The following is a 25,970-nucleotide window of genomic DNA, read 5'->3' as shown; positions in this document are numbered from 1 at the left end:
TCCATCATGAATGGCGCTCGCCGGCTTCGGCGCGCTGTCAGTCCCGGCGGGAAAAACATGCGATCAGTCTTGTGCTACGGCGACTCCAACACGCACGGCCAGATCCCCGGCAGGGGGCCGCTCGAGCGCTATGGGCCGGGTGAACGCTGGCCGGGAATATTGCGTTCTCAGCTAGGCCCCGACTGGTATGTCATCGAGGAAGGATTGAGCGGCCGCACCACCGTCCACGACGACCCGATCGAGGGCGCCCACAAAAACGGCAGAACCTATCTTCGCCCCTGCCTGCAGAGCCATGCGACGCTCGACCTCGTCATCATCATGCTCGGCACCAACGACCTGAAGATCCGCTTCAACAAGCCGCCGTCGGAAGTGGCGATGGGGATCGGCTGCCTCGTCTATGACATCAAGGAGCTGGCGCCTGGGCCAGGCGGCTCGACGCCCGAGATCATGATCGTGGCGCCGCCGCCGATGCAGGACGACGTCAAGGAATGGAAGTCCATCTTCGCCGGTGCGCCGGAGAAATCGCGCCTGCTCGCGCTCGAGTTCGAGGTTCTGGCGGACTCGCTCGAACTCCACTTTTTCGATGCCGGCTCGGTGGTGTCGTGCAGCGAAGCGGACGGCTTTCACATCGATGCCGAGGCGCACAGATTGCTGGGCACCGCACTTGCCCGCGCGGTCGATGCCATCGGCTGGAGCCGCTCGACATGAGCAACACTAAAGCCACCGGGCAACGAGCTCCAACCGACGGGGCGACCCTTGCCTGACATGAGGTTCGCACCACCCAATCCATTGCGCATCGCCGATCGCGCGAGCGGGCTGAATGCGTTGAGCGTCCGCAGCTACAATGAGCGGCTGGTGCTGTCGCTGCTGCTTCAGAACGAAGGCATTTCGCGGATGGAAATCGGCGAAAAAACCGGCCTCTCGGCGCAGACGGCATCGGTTATCGTCCGCTCGCTCGAGCAGGAAGGCCTGGTCTCGCAAGGCGAGGCGCAGCGCGGCCGCGTCGGGCCGCCCACCATCCCGCTTTCGCTCAACCCGGAGGGCGCCTATGCGGTTGGCGTCGGCTTCAGCCGACGCCGGATCGACATCGCACTCATCGATTTCATCGGCACCGTGCGCTTCCACACGCAATTGCCGGCGGATGAAGCCAATCCCTTTCCGCAAAGCGGCGATCTGTTCGGCGCGATCAGGCAAGCCATGACCAGCCTGCCGGTCGAGGCGCGCAGCCGGGTTGCCGGCATCGGCCTGGCCGTTCCCGACGATGTCGACACGATGGCTGCAACCCGCAACGGATCGAGCACCTCGCTGAAAGCCTTGCAGGGGGAGATCGAGGAACAGATCAAGCTGCCGGTTTTCGTGCAGAACGACATCACCGCAGCAGCCGGCGGCGAGAGCATGTTCGGCGTCGCCAAGCCGCTCAACGACTATTTGTTCTTCTATCTCGGAGCGCGGCTGCAGAGCAGGCTCATCCTCAACCACCAGATCTACAAGGGGAACTCCAGCGCCAGCTTCGATCATGGCCTTGTGCGCCTGGAAAGCGAACTGACAATGCGCGGGCGCCCCTCCGAAATCATTTGGAGCAGCAGCCCTGAATGGCCTGACCTCGGCGAGGCCTACAGCGAATGGCTGGGGGAATGCTCCAACCGCCTGAAAGCCTCTATTTCCGCACTGACCCAGTTTGTCGAATTCAGGACGGTCGTCCTGTCCAGCTATGCGCCGCAGAAGATCGCCAAGGCCTTGTGCGCCGACATCAGCCGGGAATTCCCCGGCATCGAAGCGCTGCCCGCGCGGGTCAGCATCAGCCCGAAGGCCGTCGGCGCGGCAAGCCTGCCGTTCAGTTCGCGCTTCATGATCCAGTGATCGAGCCGAACCGGCGTTGCCGGTCTGCCGATCATGCACCCTCCGCAGGTCCATCGATGATTTTCAGGTGACCAAGCGAATCTACTTGCCAGGACGCCTCACTTAATAGCATGTTAAGTGAACCCTGAGATCACCATGAAAATCGCTGCGGATCACGCACTCAATGACAATGCCGCAACCAGCGCCGAAGCGCGCCGCTCGACGGTATTGGGCGATCGCATCAAGGCCTATCGCACCACGCGGCGCCTGACGCTGCGCCAGCTCGGCGGCATGATCGGCACCACCGCCAGCTTCCTGAGCCAGCTCGAGCGCGGCCTTTCCGGCGCCAACACCAGCACATTGATGCTGATCGCCAATGCGCTCGGCATCAGCCTCGCCGATCTTTTCGACGACTGCGAAGTGTCGCCGCACGCGGTGCTGACACGCGCCGAGCGGCCGGCGCTGCCGACCAGCGAAGGCTACCGCAAGACGCTGCTGTCGCGCCGGCCGATCCGCGAGATGGAAGTCTATTGCGGCGAGTTCGCCGTCGGCGGCTCCACCGGCGACGTGCCCTATACGCATGGCAACGCGAGCGAGATGTTCCTCGTGCTGCGCGGACGCGTGCAACTGACGCTCGGCGACGAGAGCTTCACCCTCGAAGAGGGCGACAGCATCGAATATTCGACCTCGACGCCGCACCGGACGATCAATGTCGGCGATGCGGTGGCCGAGGTGCTGTGGATCATCGCGCCGCCGACAAGCGGCGCTGTCGACCTCGATCAATATGTAGCCCGGAAAACGCTCGCGCCCGGCCTGCCAAAATCAAACAGCGAGCCATCGGAGGGTTAGAAAATGGGAAGCAGATCAAGATTGGCCGGATTTGTCGGCGCCGCCGCACTGGCCTTGCTCGCAGCCGCCGCTCACGCGCAGAACGCGCCGCCGGCCGGAACCGTGGTCGACGGCTCGTTGAAGGGCAAGACGCTGACCTTCGTCTCCTATGGCGGCATCTACCAGGACGGCCAGGTTGCCGCGCTCAAGGAATTCGTCGACAAGAGCGGCGTCAAGCTTTTGAACGACGGACCGACCGAAATCGCCAAGCTTCAGGCGCAGGTCGAATCAGGCAATGTGACCTGGGATGTCGTCGACACAGACGATTTTCCGCCCTTCGTGCATTGCGGAAAACTGTTCCAGAAACTCGATCTGACCAAGCTCGACATCTCGCACATCCCGCCCGGACAGGTCGGCGAATGCAGCGTGCCGGCGATGAACTACGGCATGGTCCTGATGTACAAGAACGACACGTACAAGGACAATCCGCCAAAGGACTGGAAGGATTTCTTCGACACCGCGAAATTCCCCGGCACCCGTGCCATCGACGGCAGTGGCAGCCCGCTCGGCGGCCTGATCGAACAGGCCATCCTGGCCGACAGCGGCAAGGTCGACGCCATGACGCCTGCCGATATCGACAAGGGCATCGCCAAGATCAAGGCGATCGGCCCCGACACCATCTTCTGGAAGACCGGCGCAGAATCCCAGCAGCTTGCCGAATCCGGCGAGGCCGACATGATCATCATGTGGACTGGCCGCGCCATGACGGCGGTCAAGAATGGCGCTGCCTATACGCCGGTGTGGAAGGACTGGCTGGTCGTCATGGATCAGCTGACCATCCCGGTCGGCGCCAAGGACACCGATGCCTCCTACGCGCTGATCAACGCCTATCTCGGCAAGAAGTCGCAGGAGATCCTGACCGAGCAGACGTCCTACTCGCCGATCAACAACGAGGCGCAGCCCAAGGTCGACGCATCCGTCGCCGCCTTCCTGACCAACACGCCGGACCACGCGAAGCTCGGCTACCAGCAGAACATCAAGTTCTGGGTCGCCAATTTCGCCGCCGCGTCCGACAAGTGGACGGCGCTGATGGCCGGCAACTGAGCCGGCTATCACTGAGGTGACGGCGTGAGCCAGACATCGCATACGCCGACGGCCGGGGGTGATCATTCCCGGCCGTCAGGTGCCGTGCAGGGGCCGCAGCGGCGCCGGCGCCTTGCCGCCTATCCGTCCCTGCTGGCGATGCCGGCCCTGCTCCTGCTTATCGCGGCTATGGGCTATCCCTTGCTGACCGTCACGCTGCGCAGTTTTTCGGACCCGGCCTGGGGCCTGCAGAACTACGTCTGGTTCTTCTCCACGCCGGTGAACGTCACCGTCCTGTGGCGCACCTTTTCCATCGCCGCCTGGGTCACCATCGTCTGCGTCATCGCGGCCTACCCCTACGCCTATCTCATGACGGCCGTCGAGCCGCGCCTGCGACTCGTCCTCATCTTGTGCGTTTTGGTGCCGTTCTGGGTCAGCGGCGTGGTGCGCACCTTGGCCTGGGTCATCCTGCTGCAAGATTCCGGCATCATCAATTCGGTGATCAGGCTGCTCGGCTTTGACGGCGTGAAGCTGATCCGCACGCAGACCGGAGTCGTCATCGGCATGGCGCAGGTGTTGCTGCCGTTCATGATCCTGCCGCTCTACTCGGTCATGCGCGGCATCGATTTGCGCCTCGTGCAGGCGGCGCGCAGCCTTGGTGCGCGCCCGGCACGCGCCTTCCTGGAAATCTATCTGCCGTTGTCGCTGCCCGGCGTCTTTGCCGGCGCCATCATCGTCTTCATCCTGTCGCTCGGCTTCTACATCACACCGGCCCTGCTCGGCGGACCGCGCAGCACCATGCTGTCGACGCTGGTGCAGAGCCAGGTGCTCAGCCTGCTCAACTGGGGACGCGGCGGCGCCATGGGGGTCGTCCTACTGGTCGCGACCTTCGTGCTTCTGGCGCTCGCCGCACCGCTGATGCGCCAGCGCCACAAGCAGGCGTCCAGGTCATGAGACTGGCACCGTTCCGGATTCTGCTCGGCCTGTTCTGCCTGCTGGTAGCCGTCTGGCTGGTGATGCCGACGCTGGTCATCATCCCGATGTCGTTCAACGAGAAGAAGTCGCTTGCCTTCCCGCCCTCCGGCTTCTCGTGGCAGTGGTACGCGAATTTCTTCACCAATCCCGATTGGCTGTCGAGCTTCTTCAATTCGCTCAGGGTCGCGGGCCTCGTCGCCGTTGCCGCCACGCTGATCGGCACGCTGGCGTCGCTTGGCCTCAGCCGCATGAAACATTCCGGCGCCGGCCTGCTGCGCGCCATCCTGATCACGCCGATGATCGTGCCCGGCGTGGTGCTGGCGATCGGCATCTATGCCGTTTACCTCGACTACCAGCTTGTCGGCACCACCACCGGCTTCGTCATCGCGCACACGATGCTGGCGATCCCCTTCGTCATCATCGCCGTATCGGCAAGCCTCGAAGTCTTCGACGTGCGGCTGGAAACGGCGGCGGCCAGCCTCGGCGCCAACCGCTTCACCACATTCCGCACCGTGACCTTGCCGCTGATCGCGCCCGGTATCCTGTCCGGGCTTTTGTTTGCCTTCGTCACCTCCTTCGATGAAATCATCGTCGCGCTGTTCATCACCAGTCCCTACCTCAAGACCTTGCCGGTGCAGATCTTCACCAGCATCACCCGCGACGCCGACCCGACGGTGACGGCCGTCGGAACCATCATCTTCATTGCCACGACGCTGATCATCAGCGCCGGGCTGATCATCAGCTCGAAATCGACGAGGAGTTGAGATGACTGCGAGGGAACGTGGCGCGGCCATCGACATCAAGGGCGCAACCAAGCGCTACGGCAATTTCACCGCGCTCGACGATGTCAGCCTGCATATCGAGCCCGGCGAGTTCATGACGCTGCTGGGGCCCAGCGGCTCGGGCAAGACGACCACGCTCAACGTCGTTGCGGGCTTCACCGACCTCACCGCAGGCGATCTTGCCGTCGGCGGCAACAGCATCGTCGCCCTGCCGGCGCACAAGCGCAACATCGGCGTCGTGTTCCAGCACTACGCGCTGTTCCCGCACATGACGGTCGGCAAGAACGTCGCCTATCCCCTCACCTTGCGCGGCATGGACAAGCAGGCGCGCGACCGTCTCGTCGTACGAGCACTGGACATGGTCAAGATGGCCGGTTTCGCGCATCGCTATCCCTCCGAACTTTCCGGCGGCCAGCAGCAGCGCGTGGCGCTGGCGCGCGCCATCGTCTTCGATCCGCCGCTGCTTTTGATGGACGAGCCGCTCGGCGCGCTCGACAAGAAACTGCGCGAATGGCTGCAGCTGGAGATCAAGCGCATCCACCGCGAACTCGGCACCACCTTCGTCTATGTGACGCACGACCAGGAAGAAGCGCTGGTTCTGTCCGACCGCATCGCCGTGTTCAACCAGGGGCGCATCGAACAGGTCGGAACCGGCCGCCAGCTCTATGACGAGCCGACGACCTTGTTCGTGGCCAAGTTCATCGGCGAATCGACCAGTTTGCGTGGCACCGCCCAGACGTCAGGAAACGAGACCAGCCTGACGATCGCCGGCCAGAAGATCGTGGCCAACGGCAAGCTTGCCGGCGGAGGCAAACCGGTGGTCCTGCTGCGGCCGGAAAAGCTCTCGCTTGCCGGCACCAACACGCCTCCCGCCGCCGGGCAGAACAGCCTCACCGGTGAGGTCAGCGAGGCGATCTATCTGGGGTCGGGTTCGAAATACCAGGTGACGCTTCGCGATGGCTCGGTCGCCATCGTGCGCTCGTCGCTGGAAGCCACACCGTTCTCGATTGGTGACACGGTCGATCTGCGCTGGTCGGTAGTCGATGCAAAACTTCTTGCCGACGACGATCGCGCCGACATGACGATGACCTGATCGCTCTTTTCCCCGCAGGATTTTTAGACATGGACGCCAAAGTCAACGGCAACGTCTCGTTCTGGTATGCCGACATCGGGCTGCCGGCCTATCGCGCGCCGCTCCCGGGTGACCTCGAAGCCGATGTCTGCATCGTCGGCGCCGGCTACACCGGCTTGTGGACAGCTTACTATCTGAAGAAGGCCGATCCTTCGATCCGCATGGCCATCGTCGAAAGGGAGTTCGCCGGCTTCGGCGCGTCGGGCCGCAATGGCGGCTGGCTGTCCGGCGGCTTCAGCTGGTCGCGCGAGAAATATCTGCGGACCTCGACGCGCGGCGCCGTCATCGACATGGAAACCGCCATGCATGGCACGGTCGACGAAGTGATCGCGGTGACCGAGGCCGAAGGCATCGATGCCGACATCCGCCGCGTCGACAATCTGACGGTCGCCACCAACCCGCCGCAGCTCGAACGGATCAAGGCCGCCTATGCCGATGCGATCGGCTGGAGCGTGCCGCAGGACCGCGTCAGCCTGATTGGCCAGGCAGAGGCCAAGGCCCGCATCAACATCAAAAATGTGCTTGGCGGCTATGTCCACCACGGCACCGCGCGCGTGCAGCCGGCCAAGCTGGTGCGTGGGCTCTCCGAAGCCGTCGAGCGGCTTGGCGTGCCGATCTACGAGCAGACCACCGTGACCGGCATCGAGAAGGGCAAGGTCACGACGAACCGCGGCACCGTGCGCGCGCCGATCATCATCCGCGCCACGGAAGGGTTCACGGCCGGCATATCAGGCAATGAGCGGCTCTGGCTGCCGCTCAACAGCGCGCAGATCATCACCGAGCCGCTGCCGCAATCGCTATGGGACGAGATCGGCTGGGAGGGCCATGAGCTTCTCGGTGACGCCGCGCACGCCTATTGCTATGCGCAGCGCACCCGGGAAGGCCGCATCACCATGGGCGGGCGCGGCGTGCCCTATCGTTACGGCTCGCAAACGGATGTGCGCGGCCAGACGCAGCAGGCCACGATCGAAAGCCTGCACGCGATCCTCACCCGGCTTCTGCCGCAGACAGCCGGGCTTCGCATCGACCACGCCTGGTGCGGCGTTCTGGGCGTGCCGCGCGACTGGTGCACGACATCAGGCCTCGACCCTGAAACCGGCATCGGCTGGGCCGGCGGCTATGTCGGGCTCGGCGTCTCAAGTTCCAACCTTTCGGGCCGCACGCTGCGCGACCTTATCCTGCGCCGCGACACCGAACTGACCCGCCTGCCCTGGGTCAACCGCCAGGTGAGCAAATGGGAGCCCGAGCCGATGCGCTGGCTCGGCGTCCACTCGATGTATCAGCTCTATCGCGTCGCCGACGAGCGCGAGGAAGCCGGCCTCCAGCATACGTCGAAACTGGCCGCAATCGCCGACCGCATCACAGGACATTGAGAGACCGCCATGACCGACTTCCAGACCTTCGCCCATCTCGCTTCCATCGACCTCGGCGAGCCTGAGCCCAAGCCGACCTCGATCAGCGGCGATCAGCTCGAAGCAGCGAAGACGCTGTGGACCTCGCCTGACGGCACACTGGAAGTCGGCGTCTGGGAGTGCACGCCGGGCCGCTTCACCGCATCGCGCGAGAGCAATTCCGAAACCTGCCACATCGTGTCAGGTCGGGTCTCGCTGCATGGTCCCGATGGCCGCAGCGAGGACGTCGGTCCGGGCGAAATGCTGGTGCTGCCGAAAGGCTGGAAAGGCGAATGGACGATCCACGAGAAGACGCGCAAGCTCTATATCCTGCACTTCGAGGCGTGAGCTGACTGGAACAGCCGCTACTCGTCGTCTGAACGATCATCCTCGGCAACAACAGGCTTGCCTTCTATCGCCTGCCGCAAGGCGTCGTTGATGCGGTCCTGCCAGCCCGGCCCATCCTCCTGGAAGTGGTCCAGCACGGCGCGATCGATCCGGATCGAAACAAGCTCCCTGACGCCTGGAGCGGCGGAGGGCTCACGAACCGGCGCGGCCGGCTTCTTCACCGGCTTGAAAGCCGCCTCGGCGGCCGTCATCGGATTTGTCGGTCGACGCGGGGGATTTGCCATCGGATGACCCTGACTGAAGACGATTCGTGCACGACGTGGCACGCTTGCGCCACCATAGCCCAACCAGCGCCGTCGCGCAGGCCCCTTTGGTCGGGACAATCACTCGGCTGCTTGAAGACTCTGCGCGTCGATGATGACCCTGATCTCGGCGCGGCAGGAGCCGCAATTCGTGCCGGCATGCAGGGCCGTGCCGATCGCCGCAACGCTGCCGCAGCCGCCGCGCACCGCTTCCGCGATCTGGTTGGCGCCGACGCCGAAACAGGAGCAGACGATGGCGCCGCGGTCGACGTCGATCCCGCCCGGTCGTCCGGCTACGATCGCCAACCTGCCGCGCCGGTCGACATGATCGGCACTCAACTGTTCCGCCGCCCAGCCGCGCGACACGGCGACCGGGCCGGGTGCGACGAACAAGGCGGCTGACAGTTGATCGCCGTCGAAGGCGGCGATGCGATGCTGGCCGGCGTCGCGGTCATGATAGGCGAGCATTTCCGCACCCGGTGACACGCCGAACAGTGACCCGGCAAAGCCAGCCCAATCGATGTCGTCTTCGGCAAAGGCAAGCTCGACCCGCCAGCCGCCCTTGCATTTGGCCACGGCCCAGTAGGCCGCGGTATCAGGCTCAGGCCTGCGCCGCGTCACCGCAAAGCCAAAGGCCTTTGCGGCGAATTTCTCGATGCGGGCGGCGACATGTTTCAGCGCCGGCTGGCCGGAAATGGGATCGGTCAGCGGCGCGGTCAGCGTGTCGAGCCGGCCCCTTGCCGCAAACTGATCGGTCCAGTGCATCGGCGCAAACAGGCTGCCCTGGCGCTGGCGCGCCGTCACCAGCGCGCGCACCAGCACGTCGCCGCGCGGGCTGGAAACCCGCGCGATGTCGGCGTCGCCGATGCCGAAGCGCTGCGCATCCGCCGGGTGGATTTCTACGAAGGGCTCGGCGATGTGCTGCGACAAACGCGGGCTTTTGCCGGTTCGCGTCATGGTGTGCCAATGGTCGCGGATACGGCCGGTATTGAGGATCAGCGGATAGTCCGGGCTGGTGCGGACTTCCGTGGTGGGGCGGATGGCGATGAAGCGCGCTTTGCGGTCGGGCGTGTAGAAATTGCCGTCGGCGAAGAAGCGGGTGGTGTTACCTTCCAGCCTCTGCCCGGCCCGAAGATGCTCGTCCGACTGATGTCGAGCCCAGCCACCCCCCTCTGTCCTGCCGGACATCTCCCCCGCAAGGAGGGAGATTGGCAGCTTTGATGCTCGCATATCTCCTGCATTGTTTGTAATTGGCGAAGGCCGTGGTGGCAGCCGATCTCCCCCCTTGCGGGGGAGATGGCCGGCAGGCCAGAGGGGGGTGGCTGGGCTCGGCGCCGGCCATTGGAACGGCTCCAGCGCCTCATACTCCTCCGCATCAACCCCGGCATAAGCACCAATATCGAAATCCCGCGCGCCATCATTCTCGAATCCTGACAGCGCGGCATGCTCGGCAAACACCTCCCCTGGCGTCGCATAGGAAAACGCCTCGCCAAACCCCATCCGCTTGCCGACCTCAGCGACAATCCGCCAGTCGGGCCTTGCCTCGCCGGGCACGGGCAAAAACGCGCGCTGGCGCGACACACGGCGCTCTGAATTGGTGACGGTGCCATCCTTCTCGCCCCAGGCGGCGGCGGGCAGCCGGACATGGGCGTGGCGGACGGTGTCGGTCTGGGCCAGCACGTCCGACACCACCACGAACGGGCACGCCTTGATCGCCGCCTCGACGGCATCGGCGTCCGGCATCGAATCGACCGGGTTGGTGGCCATGATCCACAGCGCCTTGATCCGCCCGTCGGCCAGCGCCTGGAACATCTCGACTGCCTTCAGGCCGGGCTTTCCGGCAATGGCCGGCGCGTTCCAGAAGCGCTGCACGCGGTCGCGATGGTCGGGGTTTTCGATTTCCATATGCGCGGCGAGCATGTTGGCCATGCCGCCGACCTCGCGGCCGCCCATGGCGTTGGGCTGGCCGGTCACCGAAAACGGCCCTGCTCCGGGTTTGCCGATGCGGCCGGTGGCGAGATGGCAGTTGATGATGGCGTTGACCTTGTCGGTGCCGGATGACGACTGGTTCACACCCTGGCTGTAAACCGTCACCGTTTTCGCCGTTGCCGCAAACAGGCTGTAGAAACGGCCAAGCTCGTCCTCGCTCAGGCCCGTGCCGGCAGCGACGCCGGCCAGGTCGAGCGCGGAGGCCGCGAAAAGCGCTTGCCCGAAGCCGGTCGTGTGCGTCGTGATGTAGGCGCGGTCGAGCGCATTGTGCTGGCCGAGATAAGCGAGCAGCCCGGTGAACAAAGCGACGTCGCCATCCGGCGCGATCGCCAGATGCATGTCGGCGATGTCAGCGGTCATGGTGCGCCGCGGATCGACCAGGACGATCTTCATCTCCGGCCGCTTTTCCCGGGCAGCCGCGATGCGCTGGTAGAGCACCGGATGGCACCAGGCGAGATTGGAGCCGACCAGCACGATCAGGTCGGCCAATTCCAGATCCTCATAGGTTCCCGGCACGGTGTCGGAGCCGAAAGCGCGGCGGTGGCCGGCGACCGAGGAGGCCATGCACAGGCGCGAATTGGTGTCGATGTTGGCCGAGCCGACAAAACCCTTCATCAGCTTGTTGGCGACGTAATAGTCCTCGGTCAGCAACTGGCCCGAAACATAGAAGGCGACCGCATCCGGGCCATGCTCGGCGATGGTTTGCGAGAAGGTCGAGGCGACAAGGTCGAGCGCCTCGTCCCAGCCGGCGCGGCGGCCGTGGACCTCCGGATGCAGCAGCCTGCCGTCGAGGTCGATGGTCTCGGCGAGTGCCGAGCCCTTGGAGCAGAGCCGGCCGAAATTGGCCGGGTGGTCGGGGTCGCCGCGGACGGACACCTGCCCGTCCGCGGTGGCCTTCGCCAGCACGCCGCAGCCCACCCCGCAATAGGGGCAGGTGGTCCTCACCTCGCGCGCTTCGTCGATCTCCATGGGTTCAGGCCGCGCGGCTGGCCAGCGCTTCCAGCGCAATGAACAGACGCTCGCCTTCGACCCGCACCGGAATGGTGCGCACCGCGCCCTCGTCGGCGCCGAGCGCCTTGCCCGTCTCCAACGAAATCACCCAATTGTGCAAGGGACAGGTCACCGCCGCACCGTGCACGATGCCCTGGCTGAGCGGTCCGCCTCTGTGCGGGCAATGGTCGTCGATGGCATAGACCTGATCGTCCAGGGTGCGGAATACGGCGATTTTTCCCTCGGGCGTTGCGACGCAGCGCGCGCCGCGGCGAGGGATGTCGGAGATGGAGCCGATTGCTACCCAGTTCATCTAGATTTCCTCTTTGCGCGTGTTCTTGACCGAAAACCGGTTTCCACTTTTCGGGAACACGCTCACTCCGCCGCCTGCGCAAACCCGACCGAGGCCATCGGCCGGAATTCGTGCTTGTCCTTGCCGGAAACGCGTTCCGACCACGGGTCGACCTGGGCGAATTTCTGGCTGAAGACGAAACGGTCGTAATAGGCCTTGCGCTTGTCGCCATCGTCCATGATCTGACGCTTGATCTCGGGGATGCCGATGCGCTTGGCCCATTTGTAGATGCGCTCGAGATAGCGGCCCTGCTCGCGATACATCTGCGTCAGCGCCACGATATGCTCCAGCGCCTCGTCCTCGGTCCTGACCAGGCCGAGCACCTCGGTGCCCTTGATGTCGAGGCCGGCCGCCCCGGCAAAATGGATCTCATAACCACTGTCGACGCAGATCACGCCGACATCCTTGCAGGTCGCCTCGGCGCAGTTGCGCGGACAGCCCGACACCGCCATCTTGACCTTGGCCGGCGTCCACGAGCCCCACATGAATTTTTCGATGCGGACGCCGAAGCCCGTAGAATCCTGCGTGCCGAACCGGCACCAGTCTGAGCCGACGCAGGTCTTCACCGTGCGCAACCCCTTGGCATAGGCGTGGCCGGAGACGAAGCCGGCCTGACCGAGATCGGCCCACACTGCCGGCAGGTCCTCCTTGCGGATGCCGAGCATGTCGATGCGCTGGCCGCCGGTGACCTTGACCATCGGAATTTCGAACTTGTCGACGACGTCGGCGATGGCGCGCAGTTCGGCGGCATTGGTCACCCCACCCCACATGCGCGGCACCACCGAATAGGTCCCATCCTTCTGGATGTTGGCGTGGACGCGCTCGTTGATGAAGCGCGACTGGTAATCGTCGGCGTAGTCATCCGGCCAGTCGCAGACGAGGTAGTAGTTGAGCGCCGGCCGGCATTTGGCGCAGCCGCAGGAGGTCGTCCATTCCAGTTCCTGCATGACGGCGGGAATGGTCTTCAGGCTCTTGGCCTTGATCAGCCGGCGCACCTCGTCATGGCCGAGGGTGGTGCAGGAGCACATCGGCTGCACGGCGGCGGGGTTGTACGTGTCGCCGAGGGTCAGCACCATCAGCTTTTCAACCAGCCCGGTGCAGGAGCCGCAGGAGGCCGACGCCTTGGTGTGGGCGCGCACGTCGTCAAGCGAGGTCAGGCCCTTGGCCGTGATCGCGCCGGTGATCTTTCCCTTGCAAACGCCGTTGCAGCCGCAGATTTCCGCATCATCCGGCAAGGCTGCAACGGCCGCCATAGGGTCCAGCGGGGCACCCCCCTGGTAGGACTGGCCGAAGATGAGCGTGTCGCGCATTTCGGAAATGTCGGTCTGCTTCTTCTTGAGGTCGTTGAACCAGGCGCCGTCAGCCGTCTCGCCATAGAGCACGGTGCCGATGATGCGGTCATCCTTCAGCACCAGGCGCTTGTAGACGCCTGCGGCGGCGTCGCGCAGCACGATCTCCTGGCGATCCTCGCCCTCGGCGAAGTCGCCGAGCGAGAACAGCTCGATGCCGGTGACCTTGAGCTTGGTCGGCGTGTCCATATGGACGAAGGCCGCCGCCGCGTCGCCGGCAAGCTGGCTGGCGGTCACGCGCGCCATCTCGTAGAGCGGTGCGACGAGGCCGTAGACTTGGCCGTTGACCTCGGCACATTCGCCGAGCGCGTAGATGTCGGGATCGTTGCTGCGCATGCCGGCGTCGACGACGATGCCCCTGTTGACGGCGATGCCGGCCTGTTTCGCCAGCGCCGAATTCGGCCTGATGCCGACGGCCATCACCACAAGCGTTGCTGGGATAATGGTGCCGTCAGCGAGCTCCACCTGCCCGACCTTGCCGTTGCCTGTGATCGCCTGTGTGTTGGCCTTGGTGATGACCTTGATGCCGCGCTGTTCCACCGCACGCTGCAAGAGATAGCCGGCCGCGGGATCGAGCTGGCGCTCCATCAGCGTCGGCATGACATGCAGCACGGTGACGTCCATGCCTTGCGCGTTCAGCCCTGCTGCCGCCTCCAGCCCGAGCAGGCCGCCGCCGATGACCACCGCCTTGGCCCGCGACTGGGCGGCAAGCATCATCGCCTGCACGTCGTCGAGATCGCGATAGGTCAGCACGCCCGGCAGGTCATGGCCGGGCACCGGAATGATGAACGGCACCGAGCCGGTGGCGATGACGAGCTTGTCATAGGGTTCGGTGACGCCATGATCGGAGGTGACGGTCTTCGCCGCTCGGTCGATGGCGACGATCTTGTGGCCCTTGTAGAGGGTGATGTTGTTGGCGATGTACCAGCCGTCGCCGTGGATGATGATCTCCTCATAGGCTTTCTCGCCCGACAGCACCGGCGACAGCATGATGCGGTCGTAATTAACGCGCGGCTCGGCGTTGAAGATGGTGACGGTGTAGCGGCCCGGAGCCTGTTCCAGCAGGTGCTCCAGCATGCGCCCCGGGGCCATGCCATTGCCGATGATGACAAGTCTTTCGCTCATGGTGCTACTCCGCGGCTTCGACGAAGCGGTGGCGTTCGTAGAGGAACTTCAGCACCGCCTCGCGGCAGCGCAGGAAGGTCCGGTCGGAAGAGAGTTCGACGCGCCGGCGCGGCCGCGCCAGCGGCACGGCAAGCACTTCGCCGATGGTTGCCGCCGGGCCATTGGTCATCATGACGATGCGGTCGGACAGCAGCACCGCCTCGTCGACATCATGGGTGATCATGATCGTCGTCGAGCCGAGCCTGGAATGGATGTCCATCACCGCGTCCTGCAGATGCGCGCGCGTCAGCGCGTCGAGCGCGCCGAACGGCTCGTCGAGCAGCAGGATCTTCGGCTCCATGGCCAGCGCCCGGGCGATGCCGACGCGCTGCTTCATGCCGCCCGATATCTCGGCCGGGCGCTTGTCCTTGGCATGCGCCATCTGCACGAGGTCGAGATTGCGCATGATCCAGTCATGCCGCTCGGCCTTGCTTTTCGAGCGACCGAAAACCTTCGACACCGCCAGGTTGATGTTTTCATAGACGGTCAGCCACGGCAGCAGCGAGTGGTTCTGGAACACCACGGCGCGTTCGGGACCGGGGCTGTCGACCTCCTTGTCCTCGAGCAGCACGGCGCCGGCGGACACCTTGGTCAGCCCGGCGATCAGATTGAGCAGGGTCGACTTGCCGCAGCCGGAATGGCCGATGATGGAGACGAATTCGCCCTTGTCGATGGTCAGCCTGATGTCCTTCAACACCTCGCTGACCTGGGCACCACGCGAGAAGGATTTGTCGATATGGTCGAGCTTCAGATAGGCCGTCATCGCCCTCTCCTCACTTTGCCGTTGTGCCGCGGGTGACGAAGGCGCCGACCGCCGCGACCAGACGGTCGAGGCAGAAGCCGGTGACGCCGATATAGGCGAGCGCCACGATGATGTCGGGCAGCCGCGACGAGTTCCACGCGTCCCAGATGAAGAAGCCGATGCCGACGCCGCCGGTCAGCATTTCGGCGGCGACGATGGCGAGCCAGGACAGGCCGATGCCGATCCTCAGGCCGGTGAAGATGTAGGGCGCGGCGGCCGGTACCATGATCTTGACGAAGAATTCGAACTGGTTGAGCCGCAGGATGCGCGAGACGTTGCGGTAATCCTCGGGGATGTTGCGCACGCCGACGGCGGTGTTGATGATGATTGGCCAGATCGACGTGATGAAGATGACGAAGATCGCCGACGGGCTGGAATCGCGGAACGCCGCCAGCGACAGCGGCAGCCAGGCCAGCGGCGGCACCGTGCGCAGGATCTGGAACACCGGGTCGAGGCCGCGCATCGCCCAGATCGACTGGCCGACCAGCGCGCCGAGCGCGACGCCGACCACCGCCGCCAGGCCGAAACCGATGGCGACACGCTGCAGCGAGATCAGCACGCGCCATGCCAGGCCGATATCCTGCGGGCCATTGTCGAAGAACGGATGCGCGATCAAATCGTAGGCCTCGTTCCACACCTGGGTCGGCGGCGGCAGGCTTGATGTGGGCGACGAACAGGCGATCTGCCAGACGACCAGCATGACGGCGATGACTACGATCGGCGGTAGCAGCGCGCTCGCCAGTTTGCCGGCAATCGCCAGCGGATCGAAGCGACGTCGTGCCTTTGCGGTGAAGGCGATGACCTCCGCCGGCTTCGCAGGAAAGGCCTTCACCTTGGTGTCCTCGATAGTCTGGATCGACATGTCTGGGGAAAACTCCGTGGGGCAGATAATTCGAGCGACAAACGGCGCAATGCGCCGTTTGCGCAGAGGTTCAAGCCGATGCCTTGATCTTCAGGCTGTCGAGATAGGCCGACGGGTTGGCCGGATCGAAGATCTTGCCGTCGAAGAAGGTCTCGACGCCGCGCGACGACGACGCCGGAACGTCGGCTGCCGCGACGCCGAGATCCTTGGCCGCCTCGCGCCACAGATCCTCGCGGTTGACCTGATCGACCAGCGCCTTGATGTCGGTGGTCGGCGCGAATTTGCCCCAGCGGATGTTCTCGGCGAGGAACCACGCATCATGGCTCTTGAACGGATAGGAGACGCCACCTTTCCAGAACTTCATGTAGAGATCGGTGCCGTTGGCGACGCGGCCATTGCCGTAGTTGATGTCGCCCTTGAGGCGGCCGATGATGTCGGCGACAGGCACGTTCATCCATTGCCGCTTGCCGATGATGGCGGCCATCTCGTCCTTGTTGTCGCTGGCCTCGCACCATTGCTGGGCTTCCATGACGGCCATCAGGATCGCCTTGGTGGCGTTCGGGTATTTCTCGATGAATTCGGCACGCAGGCCGAGCGCCTTTTCCGGATGGCCCTTCCACAATTCGCCCGTCGTGGCGGCGGTGAAGCCGACGCCCTGATGGACGAGCTGCTCGTTCCACGGCTCGCCGACGCAGAACACGTCCATGTTGCCAACCTTCATGTTGGCCACCATCTGCGGCGGCGGCACGACGATGGTCGAAACGTCCTTGTCGGGATCGATGCCGCCGGCGGCCAGCCAGTAGCGCAGCCAGAGATCATGGGTGCCGCCCGGGAAGGTCATGGCGGCCTTGATTTCCTTGCCGGCCGCCTTCTTGGCGGCAAAGGCGTCTTTCAGCTTCGAGGCATCGAGGCCGACGCCGGTGCCGGCATATTCCTGGGCGACCGAAATGCCTTGGCAGTCGTAGTTGAGCCGCGCCACGATCGCCATCGGCATCGGCTGGTTGTTCTGTGTCACCTTGCCGGTGTGCATGAGGTAAGGCAGCGGCGTCAGAATATGGGCACCGTCGATGCCGTTGGCGGCGCCGCCGAGCATCAGATTGTCGCGCGTCGCGCCCCAGGAGGCCTGCTTGAGCACCTCGACATCGGGCATGCCGAACTTGGCGAACAGCCCCTTCTCCTTGGCGATCATCAGCGGTGCCGCATCGGTGAGGGCAATGAAGCCGAGCTTGGCGCCGGTGACCTCCGGAGTGGCGGTCGCAGCATAGGCGCCGGAAGGGAAGAGCTTGCGGGCCGCCACGAACAGGCCGGCCGTCATTGCACTGCTGACCAGAAAATCGCGGCGCGTCATGTCTTTGAGGGTCGTTCCAGTCCTGATCCGTTTCGTCATCGTCGTCTCCGGTTGGGCGCGGCTTGGGATCCGCGTCGTCGATTGTGTGTTGATCAAAACAAAAAAGCCGCCAGCCAGGTCTTCGCGTCCGGGTGACCGGGAGCGCGTATTAACCTGAGCGGCAGCTTTGCCTGTGGCGCCCGCCATTGGGCGCCTGTTCCGTGACCCGCGAAGGGCCTGTCTATTTCAAAGCAGGAACCGTGCCAGTTTTGAGAGAGGCGAAAAAGATCAATTAAATCAGTAACCAGCGCCGATCGCGGACGCGCCGGGTCCTATGGCCGGAAGGTCAAAGATTGCTCATTCGGGCAATCGCGCGCACAATTTTTGTGCAATGCACAAGAATGACGCGGAAATGATCAGGCTTCCGCGCGAGCCGATTTCTGGCCGGTAATGTACGCGTCGACCTCGTCCGGATCGAAGATCTGGCCGTCGAAGAAACCGTCCGGACCGAGCACAAGGCCGGCGCCTGTCGCGCCGACCGCGGTTGCAACTTGGAGCGCGCCCTCGACCTTCGAATTGGCGCCGGGAAGTGCGATGCCGAGCGGCTTCAGCGCCGAACGATAGAGATCGGGACGATAGCAATCCCGCGCGATGGCGAGGTTTTCAGGCGTATGCGCCACATGCCCCCAACGCACCATCTGCGTGTAGAACCACAGCGCATGGCTCTTCCACGGAAAGTTCGCCGCCTTGTCGAAGGGGAGGAAGAAGTCGTCGATGCTCCGCTCCGCGCCGCCGCCCAGTCGGAGATGGCCGGTCAGGATCGGCATCTGCACGGCCGGCGGCAGGCCGAGAAAGCCGGCCTGCGCCATGACGGCAGCCAATTCGCCATGGTTGGCCGGATCCTGGCACCAGCGTGCCGAGTGATGCAGCGCGCGCAGCAGCGCCGCCAAGGCCTCGGGGTTTTCGTCTGCCCAGGCCTTGCGCACGCCGATCACCTTCTCCGGGCTGTTACGCCATATCCGCGCCTTGACGGTGACGATATGCCCGGTGCCGGCGGCAACCGCAGCACTGTTCCAGGGTTCGCCTACGCAGTAGCCGTCGATGCGGCCGGCGGCCAGTGCATCGGCCATGAAGGGCGGCGGCACGATGACGATCTCGATTTCGCGCGTCGGATCGATGCCGCAGGCGGCGAGCCAATAGCGCAATTCGTAATTGTGCCCGGAATGCGGATGCACCACGGCGAAGCGCAGCGGGTCGCCACCGGCCGCAGCGCGCTCGCGAATGAGCGCGCGCAGCGCCGCACCGGCGCGCGCGGGGTCGAGATCGGCTTCGGCGCTGTGCGCCACCATTCCGGCCCACACAGTGTTGGAGACGGTGACGCAATTGCCTCCGAGTCCGAGCGAGAACGGCACGATGGTTTCCGAAGCGAGCGGCGTCAGCCCGAGATTGCAGGCGAGCGGCATCGGTCCCAGCATATGCGCCAGATGGAAGTGACCGATGGCGATGCGGTCGCGGATGTTAGCCCAGGACGTCTCGCGGTGCAGGGTGAGGTCGATGCCTTCTCGTGCGGCAAAGCCAAGCTCACCGGCCGCGACCAGCACGGCGCTGTCGAAAAGCGGCATGAAGCCAGCGGTGATCTGGTGCGCGGCGTCCATGCTCATTCGTCCTCCGCCGGCCCCAGCAACCCGGCGGCAGTCACCAGGCTCTGGGCGATGTCGCCGATCTTGCGGTTCTGGTTCATCGCCGTCTTGCGCAGCAGCGTGTAGGCGGCCTCTTCGGAGAGGCCGCGCGACTTCATCAATATGCCCTTGGCACGATCGATCACCTTACGGCTCTCGAGCTCGCCGCGAACCTCTTCCAGTTCGCGCGCCATGCGCGAAAAAGCGTTGAAGCGGCTGACCGCCATGTCGAGAATGGGTTTGACGCGCTCTTGCCGCAGACCGTCGACGACATAGGCCGAAACGCCGGCATCGACCGCCGCCTCGATCGAGGCCTGGTCCGAGCGGTCGACGAACATGGCGATCGGCCGTTTTACGGCACGCGAAAGCTGGAACATGTTTTCCAGCATGTCGCGATTAGGGTTTTCGAGATCGATGACGATGACATCGGGCTCGATCTCGGCGATCCGCCGCGCAATGCCGGTCACATCATGGATGACGGTGACCCGCTCATGGCCGGCCTCGCGCAACCCCGCCTCGATGATCGCGGCGCGGATGCGGTTTTCGTCGATCACCAGGACGGCGAGTGCGGTTCGAACCATGCCTGCATTGTGACCAAGCGGAGGAATTGTGCAATGCGGTATGGTTGAACAACCCGAGATTCGCTAACCGCGCCGCAGGCGCCTAATCCGCCGCCAGCGCCGTGACCTCGCGGCGGAAGGGCAGTGCGTCGCCAATATCGGCTTCGTCCAGCTCGCGGGCGAAGCGGTGGCCGGCGTAGGTTGCCCAGGCGATCGGACCCGGCGCCTCGGCATCGCCGATGATTTTGATCGAGCGGATGCCGCTGTCGGCCCACTCGTCGCGCCGCGCCTTCAGCTCGTGCCAGACGCTATCGTCCTGCTGGCGCGATGTCACCAGCACTACTGCGTCCACGGCGATGTCAAATTGGCTGCCCGTATAGGCGCAGGCCGTGGCAACACCGCCCGGTACGATGCGCGTCACGATCCGGTTCAACACGATCTCGACGCCGAGTTCGGCCAGCCGGCGGTGGATGGCGCCCTGCTCCAGCGTGTTGCGGGTCCAGTCGGACACATAGGCGGACGGTGTCACCAGCGTCACCTTCGCGCCCTGGCGCGCCATCAGCTCGGCCAGAACGCCGCCCATGTAATAGTGATCGTCATCGAACAGCACGACAGTGCCGGTGGGCACATTGCCGCCCATCAGATCGTCCGGCGTATAGACCGGCATGGCCGGGTCCGCCGGCATCGGCACGACATGCGCGCGCGCCACGCCGTCACGGCGCCATGTCGATCCGGTGGCAAGCGCAATGTTCTGAAAGCCGAAGTCCAGTATCTCCTGCGCCGACAATCGGCTTTCGAAATAGACGTCGACATTGGACATCTGGCTGATCTGGTACTGGCGGTAGTCGCGCACGCGTCCCCATGCCGAGAGACCGGGCAAGCGGCATTCGCGCGCCACGCGGCCGCCGAGTTCGGTGCCGGCTTCGGCGATGGCCACCTGATAGCCGCGCAGGCCGAGCGCACGCGCCGCCTCCAGCCCGGTCGGGCCGGCGCCGACGATCAGCACGCTGTCGCTGTCGCCCTTGGCCTGCATGCGTTCGGGATGCCAGCCCTTGCGCCACTCTTCCATGAAGGTCGGGTTCTGCGTGCAGCGCGAGATCGACATGGTCATGTCGCCGGTGATGCAGATGTTGCAGCCGATGCATTCGCGAATGTCCTCGATCCGACCCTCCTCCACCTTCTTCGGCAGAAAGGGATCGGCGATCGACGGGCGCGCGCAACCGATGAAATCGAGCGTACCGGACTTGATCATCTTCACCATCACATCCGGCGAGGTGAAGCGGCCGACACCGACGACCGGCTTGGAGGTCAGCGTCTTGATGCCGGACACCAGGCTCTCCTGCGCGCCCTCCTCCTTGAACCGCGACGGCCCCGAACAATCCTCCCACGCGCCATGCGCCAGGTCCCAGAGGTCTGGCAGGTCGGCGTGCATCTCGATCATGTCGCGCACTTCGGAGTTGGCGAAGCCAAGCTCGCCGATCATCTCGTCCAGCGACAGCCGCAGCGTCAGGCCGCACGTGTCGCCGATGGCATCCCTGCCCTCTTCGATCAACTCACGCATCAACCGCGAGCGGTTTTCCAGCGAGCCGCCATATTCGTCGCTGCGCTGGTTGGTGGCGGTGGACAGGAAGTGCTGGATGATGCCGAAGCCATGCGCGCCGTAGAGGCAGACCAGGTCGAAGCCCGCAAGCCTGGCACGCTTGAATGCATTGCGGTGCCAGCGGCGCAGGTCGCGTATATCCTGCTTGTCCATGGCGCGCGCCTGAACCGGATCGTTGGTGAAGGTCCGGATCGGCAAGGCCGATGGCCCGCGCGGCACTTCCTTGGTGTAGAGGTTCGGCCCGTTGATGCCTGAATAGGCCAGCTGGATACCGGCCAGCGCGCCATGCTGGTGCATGGCCTTGGCCATCTTCGCCAGTGCCGGGATATCGGCATCGTCCCACAGCCTGAGCTCGATGAAGGGCGTGATCTCCGAAGTATGGTGCATCTCGGTCTGCTCGGTGAAGATGACGCCCCAGCCGCCTTCCGACTTGATGCGGCGCATCTCGGCTGCGGCCGAAGGGTCGCGGTAGCCGCCGCCATTGCAATGCGGAACCTGGTAGAAGCGGTTCTTGGCGGTCACCGGACCGATCTTCACGGGCTCGAACAAAATGTCGTAGCGCGGATCGCGCATGGAACGTGCCTTCCTGCCAGCGTCGCCTTGCACATGCCCGATCATGGTTTCGAGCCAAGGTGCAAGCCGGCCAGCCCAGTGGGTTGATGCCTTGAGACCATTCATAAATTGCGACAAGCGCCGGGAAACAACAGATTTCTTCTGTGCCGGTTAGGACGCGCCTAATCGCCCGCCGGGATTAGCATCCGCTGAATCCCGGCTGAGCCAAATGCGACTTCAAGGCCGCCGCCGCGCGATGTTAGATAGCGCGCACGCCCAATGAGACACAAGACGCATGGACAGCATCCAGATCCTTGAAAAACTCATCGCGTTCCCGACGGTGAGCCGCGATTCGAACCTCGCCCTCGTCGGCTACGTGGCGGAGCTGCTGGACGCGCATGGCATTGCCAGCCAGATCATCCACAGCGAGGATGGCCACAAGGCCAACCTCTTTGCCACCATCGGACCGGCCGACGCTTCCGGCATCATGCTGTCCGGTCACACCGACGTCGTCCCCGTCGACGGCCAAGCCTGGACGCTGCCGCCCTTCGAGATGACGAGCCGAGACGGCAAGCTTTACGGACGTGGCACAGCCGACATGAAGGGTTTTGTGGCCTGCGCGCTCGCGGCGTGCCTTAAAGCCTCGAAAATGACGCTGCGCACGCCGCTGCATTTGGCACTCTCCTACGACGAGGAGATCGGCTGCATTGGTGTGCGCAGCCTGATCGACATGCTGCAAGCAGCCCCGCAGCGGCCCTTGCTGTGCATCGTCGGCGAGCCCACCGATATGCAGGTGGCGACGGGCCACAAGGGCAAGCTTGCCGCACGCGCGCTCTGCAAAGGCCGCGAAGGCCATTCGGCGCTGGCCCCGTTGGCGCTCAATGCCATCCATCTCGGCTGCGACTTCATCGCCGCCTTGCGCCGCGAGCAGGATCGGCTGGTGCGCGATGGCGCCCGCGACGGCGACTACGACATTGCCTACACGACCGTCCATGTCGGCAAGATCAACGCCGGCGTGGCGCTGAACATCGTGCCGAACCTCTGCCAGGTCGACTTCGAGATCCGCAATGTCGCGGCCGACGATCCCCACGAGATTCTCGACCGTCTGCGCAAGGAGGCTGCTCATATTGCATCCGAAGCCTCGGCCACCGCCCCCGAGGCGGCGATCGACATAGACATCACCAACACCTATCCCGGCCTGGACACGCCGGCCAGTTCGCAAGCCGTCGCTTTCATCAAATCGCTGACCGGCGCCAACAACACCATCAAGGTTGCCTACGGTACGGAGGGCGGCCTGTTCAGCCGCGATCTCGGCACGCCGACGGTCGTGTGCGGACCGGGATCGATGGCGCAGGGACACAAGCCGGATGAGTTCGTCAGCGTCGAGCAGATGCGCCGCTGCGACGGCATGCTGGAAAAATTGCTGCAGCGGCTTGCCGACCAGCAGTTGGCTTAACCGGGGCTACTTCTGTGGAAGTGCTGCCTGGCCGACAGCCCGCTCGGCGCCGAACACGCCTTGCTCGACGACGAAATGCCGGCAGTGGTCGATGAACGCCTGGACGGTTTGCGTGCGGTGTTCGGAACTGGGTAAGGCGACGCCCATGGTCAGCGGCCGCAGATCGCCGTCCAACGGCACGAAGACCAGCGACTTGCCGTCCGGCGCCAGCGTATTGAGCGGCCGCATATTGGCGATGCCGTAGCCGAAGCCGTTGGCCACCATGGAACGCATGACGGCGATGTCGCCGGTGCGCTCGGCAATGTTGGGGCGGATCCCGCGCTGGTGGAATGCCGAAAGAAAATATTCGCGGCTGAACGGCAGGTCGAGCAGCACCATCGGCTCATCGGCCAATTCCTCCGTCGTGATCGACGCCTTTGCCGCGAAGCGATGCCCCGCCGGCAGCATGACATAGGCCGGCACCAGCATCAGCGGCTCGAAGGTCATGTCCTGCGACAGTTCGAGATCGTAGGTCAGTGCAAGATCGATTTCACCGCGCTGCAGCATCTCGAGCAATTGCCCCTGATTGCGCTCGAACTGGCGCACGCGCACATCGGGATAGGCACGCTCGAACCGCATGCGCAGCGCCGGCAGGACGATCTGCGCAAAGGTCAGCAGGCATCCTACTGCCAGCGGACCACGCACCTTTTCGGCAAAGTCGCCGGCGACGTCGTGCAAGGCGTCGGCGTCGTTGAGCAGCCGGGCGGCTTCCTTGAGGAAGACGCGGCCGCCGGCCGTGAGCGAGAGACCGTGCGAATGCTTGCGGACAAAAAGCTGGACGCCGAACTCGGTTTCCAGTTGGGCGATGGAAGCCGAAATCGACGGCGGCGAGACATTGACCTGTTCGGCCGCCTTGGCGATGGAGCCGGCTTCGCCCACGGCGACGAAATATTCCAGCTGTCTGAGCGTGAAGCGTAGCGGCATGGCTGGCTATGTTGCCGGTTTGAGGGCTTCGATCAAGCCTAATGCATGTCGCGCAAAAGTGGCCCCGGTTTTGCGCAAACGACATGCATAGAGCAAAGGCCTAAAGCGCATCGCGTGAATCCGTTCAATCGCGATGCGCTTTAGGCGCCCATCAGTACTTGATCCATGTCGTTTTGAGCGCGGTGTATTTGTCGAGCGCATGCAGCGATAGGTCGCGGCCGAAGCCGGATTGCTTGAAACCGCCGAACGGCGTCATCGGGCTCAGCGCGTCGACCGTGTTGACGGAAACCGTGCCGGCATGCAGCCGGCCCGCGATACGATGCGCGCGCGACAGGCTGTCGGTCCACAGCGATGCGGCCAGCCCATAAGGGCTGTCATTGGCGATGCGGATCGCGTCGGCCTCGTCGTCGAAGGCGATGACCGAAAGCACCGGCCCGAAGATCTCGTCGCGGGCAATCGGATCGGCAGGCGCGACATCGTCGAAGATGGTCGGCTGGACAAAGCTGCCGCGCCCGTTGACCGTGACCAGGTCGCCGCCCGCGACCAGGCGCGCGGTTTTCTTGCCGGCCTCGACGAAGCGCATGACGTTGGCGGCGTGGCGACTATCGACCATCGCGCCCATTTTCGAAGCCGGATCGAGCGGATCGCCGGGCTGCGTGACAGCCGCACGTTGCACCAGTTTCTCCACCAGAGCATCCTTGATGTCACGCTGGACGAGCAGGCGTGAATTGGCGGAACAGACCTCGCCCTGGTTGAAGAAGATGCCGAAGGCCGCCATGTCGGCTGCCGCGTCGAGATCGCCGCAATCGGCAAAGATGAGGTTCGGGCTCTTGCCGCCGGTCTCCAGCCAGACCTGCTTCATGTTCGACTGGCCGGAATACTGCAGGAACATCTTGCCCACGGCGGTCGAACCGGTGAAGGCGAGGCAATCCACATCCATATGGCGGCCAAGCGCCTGGCCGGCGGTTTCGCCAAGGCCGGGCACGACATTGAGCACGCCTGCAGGCAGGCCCGCTTCCATTGCCAGTTCCGCCAGAAGCAGGGCCGACAAAGGCGACTGCTCGGCGGGTTTGAGCACCACCGAATTGCCTGCCGCCAGTGCCGGCGCGCATTTCCACGTCGCCATGTCGAGTGGGAAATTCCAAGGCACCACCGCGCCGACCACGCCAAGCGGTTCGCGCCGCACCAGCACCAGATCACCTTCGCCGGCCGGCGCCACTTCGCCATAGATCTTGTCGATGGCCTCGCCATACCATTGAAAGATCGCTGCCGAGCCGGGGACGTCGACCGCGGCCGCATCCCTGACCAGTTTGCCCATGTCGAGCGATTCCAGCAGGGCCAGTTCATGCAGGTTTTCGCGCAGCAATTGCGCCAGCCGCAGCAGAACCTCCTTACGGTGCGCCGGGCTGGTCCGCGACCAGACGCCGGTATTGAAGCTGCGCCGCGCTGCGGCAACCGCCAGATCAATGTCTTCCTCACCGCAGGACGCCACTTCGGCCAGCACCTCGCCAGTTGCCGGATTGACGCTGGCGAAGGTCCGGCCCGAACGCGCCGCAACCGTCTTGCCGTCTATGAACGCCTTGTCGCGAAAACGGATCGCGGACGCCTTGCCGATCCAGTCCTTGTGGCTGAGCTCGCTCATCGC

Annotated in this window: 22 protein-coding genes; 10 read left to right on the top strand and 12 right to left on the bottom strand. The window is 64.4% G+C overall.

Annotated elements, in window-relative coordinates:
- Positions 1-57 precede the first annotated feature (57 nt).
- The 9 genes from EOA19_RS13880 to EOA19_RS13840 all read left to right on the top strand — a co-directional run bounded on the left by EOA19_RS13880 (position 58) and on the right by EOA19_RS13840 (position 8,378).
- Positions 58-708: an SGNH/GDSL hydrolase family protein gene (locus tag EOA19_RS13880; RefSeq protein ID WP_023809404.1), complete on the top strand. Its 651-nt coding sequence runs from the start codon at positions 58-60 to the stop codon at positions 706-708.
- 57 nt (positions 709-765) lie between these two features.
- Entirely contained in the window at positions 766-1,860 is a 1,095-nt protein-coding gene (locus EOA19_RS13875; RefSeq protein ID WP_128303926.1) for an ROK family transcriptional regulator, read from the top strand.
- Between the two features lie 135 nt (positions 1,861-1,995).
- Positions 1,996-2,688, top strand: coding sequence for an XRE family transcriptional regulator (locus tag EOA19_RS13870; RefSeq protein ID WP_023809406.1), 693 nt, complete (start codon positions 1,996-1,998; stop codon positions 2,686-2,688).
- A 3-nt stretch (positions 2,689-2,691) separates the two neighbouring features.
- Complete coding sequence (locus tag EOA19_RS13865) at positions 2,692-3,771, top strand: extracellular solute-binding protein (protein ID WP_128303925.1); 1,080 nt, start codon at positions 2,692-2,694, stop codon at positions 3,769-3,771.
- 24 nt (positions 3,772-3,795) lie between these two features.
- The gene (locus EOA19_RS13860; RefSeq protein WP_128303924.1) at positions 3,796-4,704 is read left to right on the top strand and encodes an ABC transporter permease; all 909 of its coding nucleotides are present in this window, start codon (positions 3,796-3,798) and stop codon (positions 4,702-4,704) included.
- Positions 4,701-5,489, top strand: a complete 789-nt coding sequence (locus EOA19_RS13855) for an ABC transporter permease (RefSeq protein WP_127267129.1) — start codon at positions 4,701-4,703, stop codon at positions 5,487-5,489. The genes EOA19_RS13860 and EOA19_RS13855 overlap by 4 nt, the downstream gene beginning before the upstream one ends.
- Position 5,490: 1 nt before the next feature.
- Positions 5,491-6,600, top strand: a complete 1,110-nt coding sequence (locus EOA19_RS13850; protein WP_128303923.1) for an ABC transporter ATP-binding protein — start codon at positions 5,491-5,493, stop codon at positions 6,598-6,600.
- Between the two features lie 29 nt (positions 6,601-6,629).
- On the top strand, positions 6,630-8,012 hold the full coding sequence (locus EOA19_RS13845; protein ID WP_128303922.1) for an FAD-binding oxidoreductase: 1,383 nt from the start codon (positions 6,630-6,632) through the stop codon (positions 8,010-8,012).
- Positions 8,013-8,021: 9 nt separating this feature from the next.
- Positions 8,022-8,378 carry a cupin domain-containing protein gene (locus EOA19_RS13840; protein WP_023809412.1) on the top strand — a complete coding sequence of 119 codons (357 nt, stop codon included), beginning with the start codon at positions 8,022-8,024 and terminating at the stop codon, positions 8,376-8,378.
- A 17-nt stretch (positions 8,379-8,395) separates the two neighbouring features.
- On the opposite strand, the gene EOA19_RS13835 is transcribed toward EOA19_RS13840, so the two are convergent.
- The 10 genes from EOA19_RS13835 to EOA19_RS13790 all read right to left on the bottom strand — a co-directional run bounded on the left by EOA19_RS13835 (position 8,396) and on the right by EOA19_RS13790 (position 21,927).
- A complete protein-coding gene (locus tag EOA19_RS13835) occupies positions 8,396-8,662 on the bottom strand; it encodes a BrnA antitoxin family protein (RefSeq protein WP_023809413.1) in 267 nt (88 codons plus the stop codon).
- A gap of 99 nt (positions 8,663-8,761) precedes the next feature.
- The gene (locus EOA19_RS13830) at positions 8,762-11,638 is read right to left on the bottom strand and encodes a nitrate reductase (RefSeq protein WP_128303921.1); all 2,877 of its coding nucleotides are present in this window, start codon (positions 11,636-11,638) and stop codon (positions 8,762-8,764) included.
- Between the two features lie 4 nt (positions 11,639-11,642).
- The gene (nirD, locus tag EOA19_RS13825) at positions 11,643-11,972 is read right to left on the bottom strand and encodes a nitrite reductase small subunit NirD (RefSeq protein WP_023809415.1); all 330 of its coding nucleotides are present in this window, start codon (positions 11,970-11,972) and stop codon (positions 11,643-11,645) included.
- Positions 11,973-12,034: 62 nt separating this feature from the next.
- Positions 12,035-14,485, bottom strand: coding sequence for a nitrite reductase large subunit NirB (gene nirB / locus EOA19_RS13820; protein ID WP_023809416.1), 2,451 nt, complete (start codon positions 14,483-14,485; stop codon positions 12,035-12,037).
- Between the two features lie 4 nt (positions 14,486-14,489).
- Entirely contained in the window at positions 14,490-15,287 is a 798-nt protein-coding gene (locus EOA19_RS13815; RefSeq protein WP_023809417.1) for an ABC transporter ATP-binding protein, read from the bottom strand.
- Positions 15,288-15,297: 10 nt separating this feature from the next.
- Positions 15,298-16,188, bottom strand: a complete 891-nt coding sequence (gene ntrB, locus EOA19_RS13810) for a nitrate ABC transporter permease (protein ID WP_023809418.1) — start codon at positions 16,186-16,188, stop codon at positions 15,298-15,300.
- Between the two features lie 70 nt (positions 16,189-16,258).
- Entirely contained in the window at positions 16,259-17,575 is a 1,317-nt protein-coding gene (locus EOA19_RS13805) for a CmpA/NrtA family ABC transporter substrate-binding protein (RefSeq protein WP_023809419.1), read from the bottom strand.
- Between the two features lie 356 nt (positions 17,576-17,931).
- Complete coding sequence (locus tag EOA19_RS13800) at positions 17,932-19,170, bottom strand: CmpA/NrtA family ABC transporter substrate-binding protein (protein ID WP_031212563.1); 1,239 nt, start codon at positions 19,168-19,170, stop codon at positions 17,932-17,934.
- Between the two features lie 2 nt (positions 19,171-19,172).
- Positions 19,173-19,775 carry an ANTAR domain-containing response regulator gene (locus tag EOA19_RS13795; protein WP_013530455.1) on the bottom strand — a complete coding sequence of 201 codons (603 nt, stop codon included), beginning with the start codon at positions 19,773-19,775 and terminating at the stop codon, positions 19,173-19,175.
- Between the two features lie 82 nt (positions 19,776-19,857).
- On the bottom strand, positions 19,858-21,927 hold the full coding sequence (locus tag EOA19_RS13790) for an NAD(P)-binding protein (protein ID WP_128303920.1): 2,070 nt from the start codon (positions 21,925-21,927) through the stop codon (positions 19,858-19,860).
- Positions 21,928-22,201: 274 nt separating this feature from the next.
- Here EOA19_RS13790 and argE point away from each other — a divergent pair, with 274 nt between their 5' ends.
- Complete coding sequence (gene argE, locus EOA19_RS13785; RefSeq protein WP_128303919.1) at positions 22,202-23,362, top strand: acetylornithine deacetylase; 1,161 nt, start codon at positions 22,202-22,204, stop codon at positions 23,360-23,362.
- A gap of 6 nt (positions 23,363-23,368) precedes the next feature.
- Here the strand turns inward: argE and EOA19_RS13780 are convergent, their stop codons facing one another.
- Together EOA19_RS13780 and EOA19_RS13775 are read right to left on the bottom strand one after the other, a co-directional pair.
- Positions 23,369-24,325, bottom strand: coding sequence for a LysR family transcriptional regulator (locus tag EOA19_RS13780; protein ID WP_128303918.1), 957 nt, complete (start codon positions 24,323-24,325; stop codon positions 23,369-23,371).
- A 151-nt stretch (positions 24,326-24,476) separates the two neighbouring features.
- Entirely contained in the window at positions 24,477-25,967 is a 1,491-nt protein-coding gene (locus tag EOA19_RS13775; RefSeq protein WP_127292350.1) for an aldehyde dehydrogenase, read from the bottom strand.
- Positions 25,968-25,970 lie beyond the last annotated feature (3 nt).

Origin of the sequence: Mesorhizobium sp. M7A.F.Ca.US.010.02.1.1 (assembly GCF_004023085.1) — a bacterium.
Taxonomy (GTDB): domain Bacteria; phylum Pseudomonadota; class Alphaproteobacteria; order Rhizobiales; family Rhizobiaceae; genus Mesorhizobium.
Note: the sequence above shows the minus strand (reverse complement) of the source record. Positions and strands in the feature narration are given on the sequence as shown.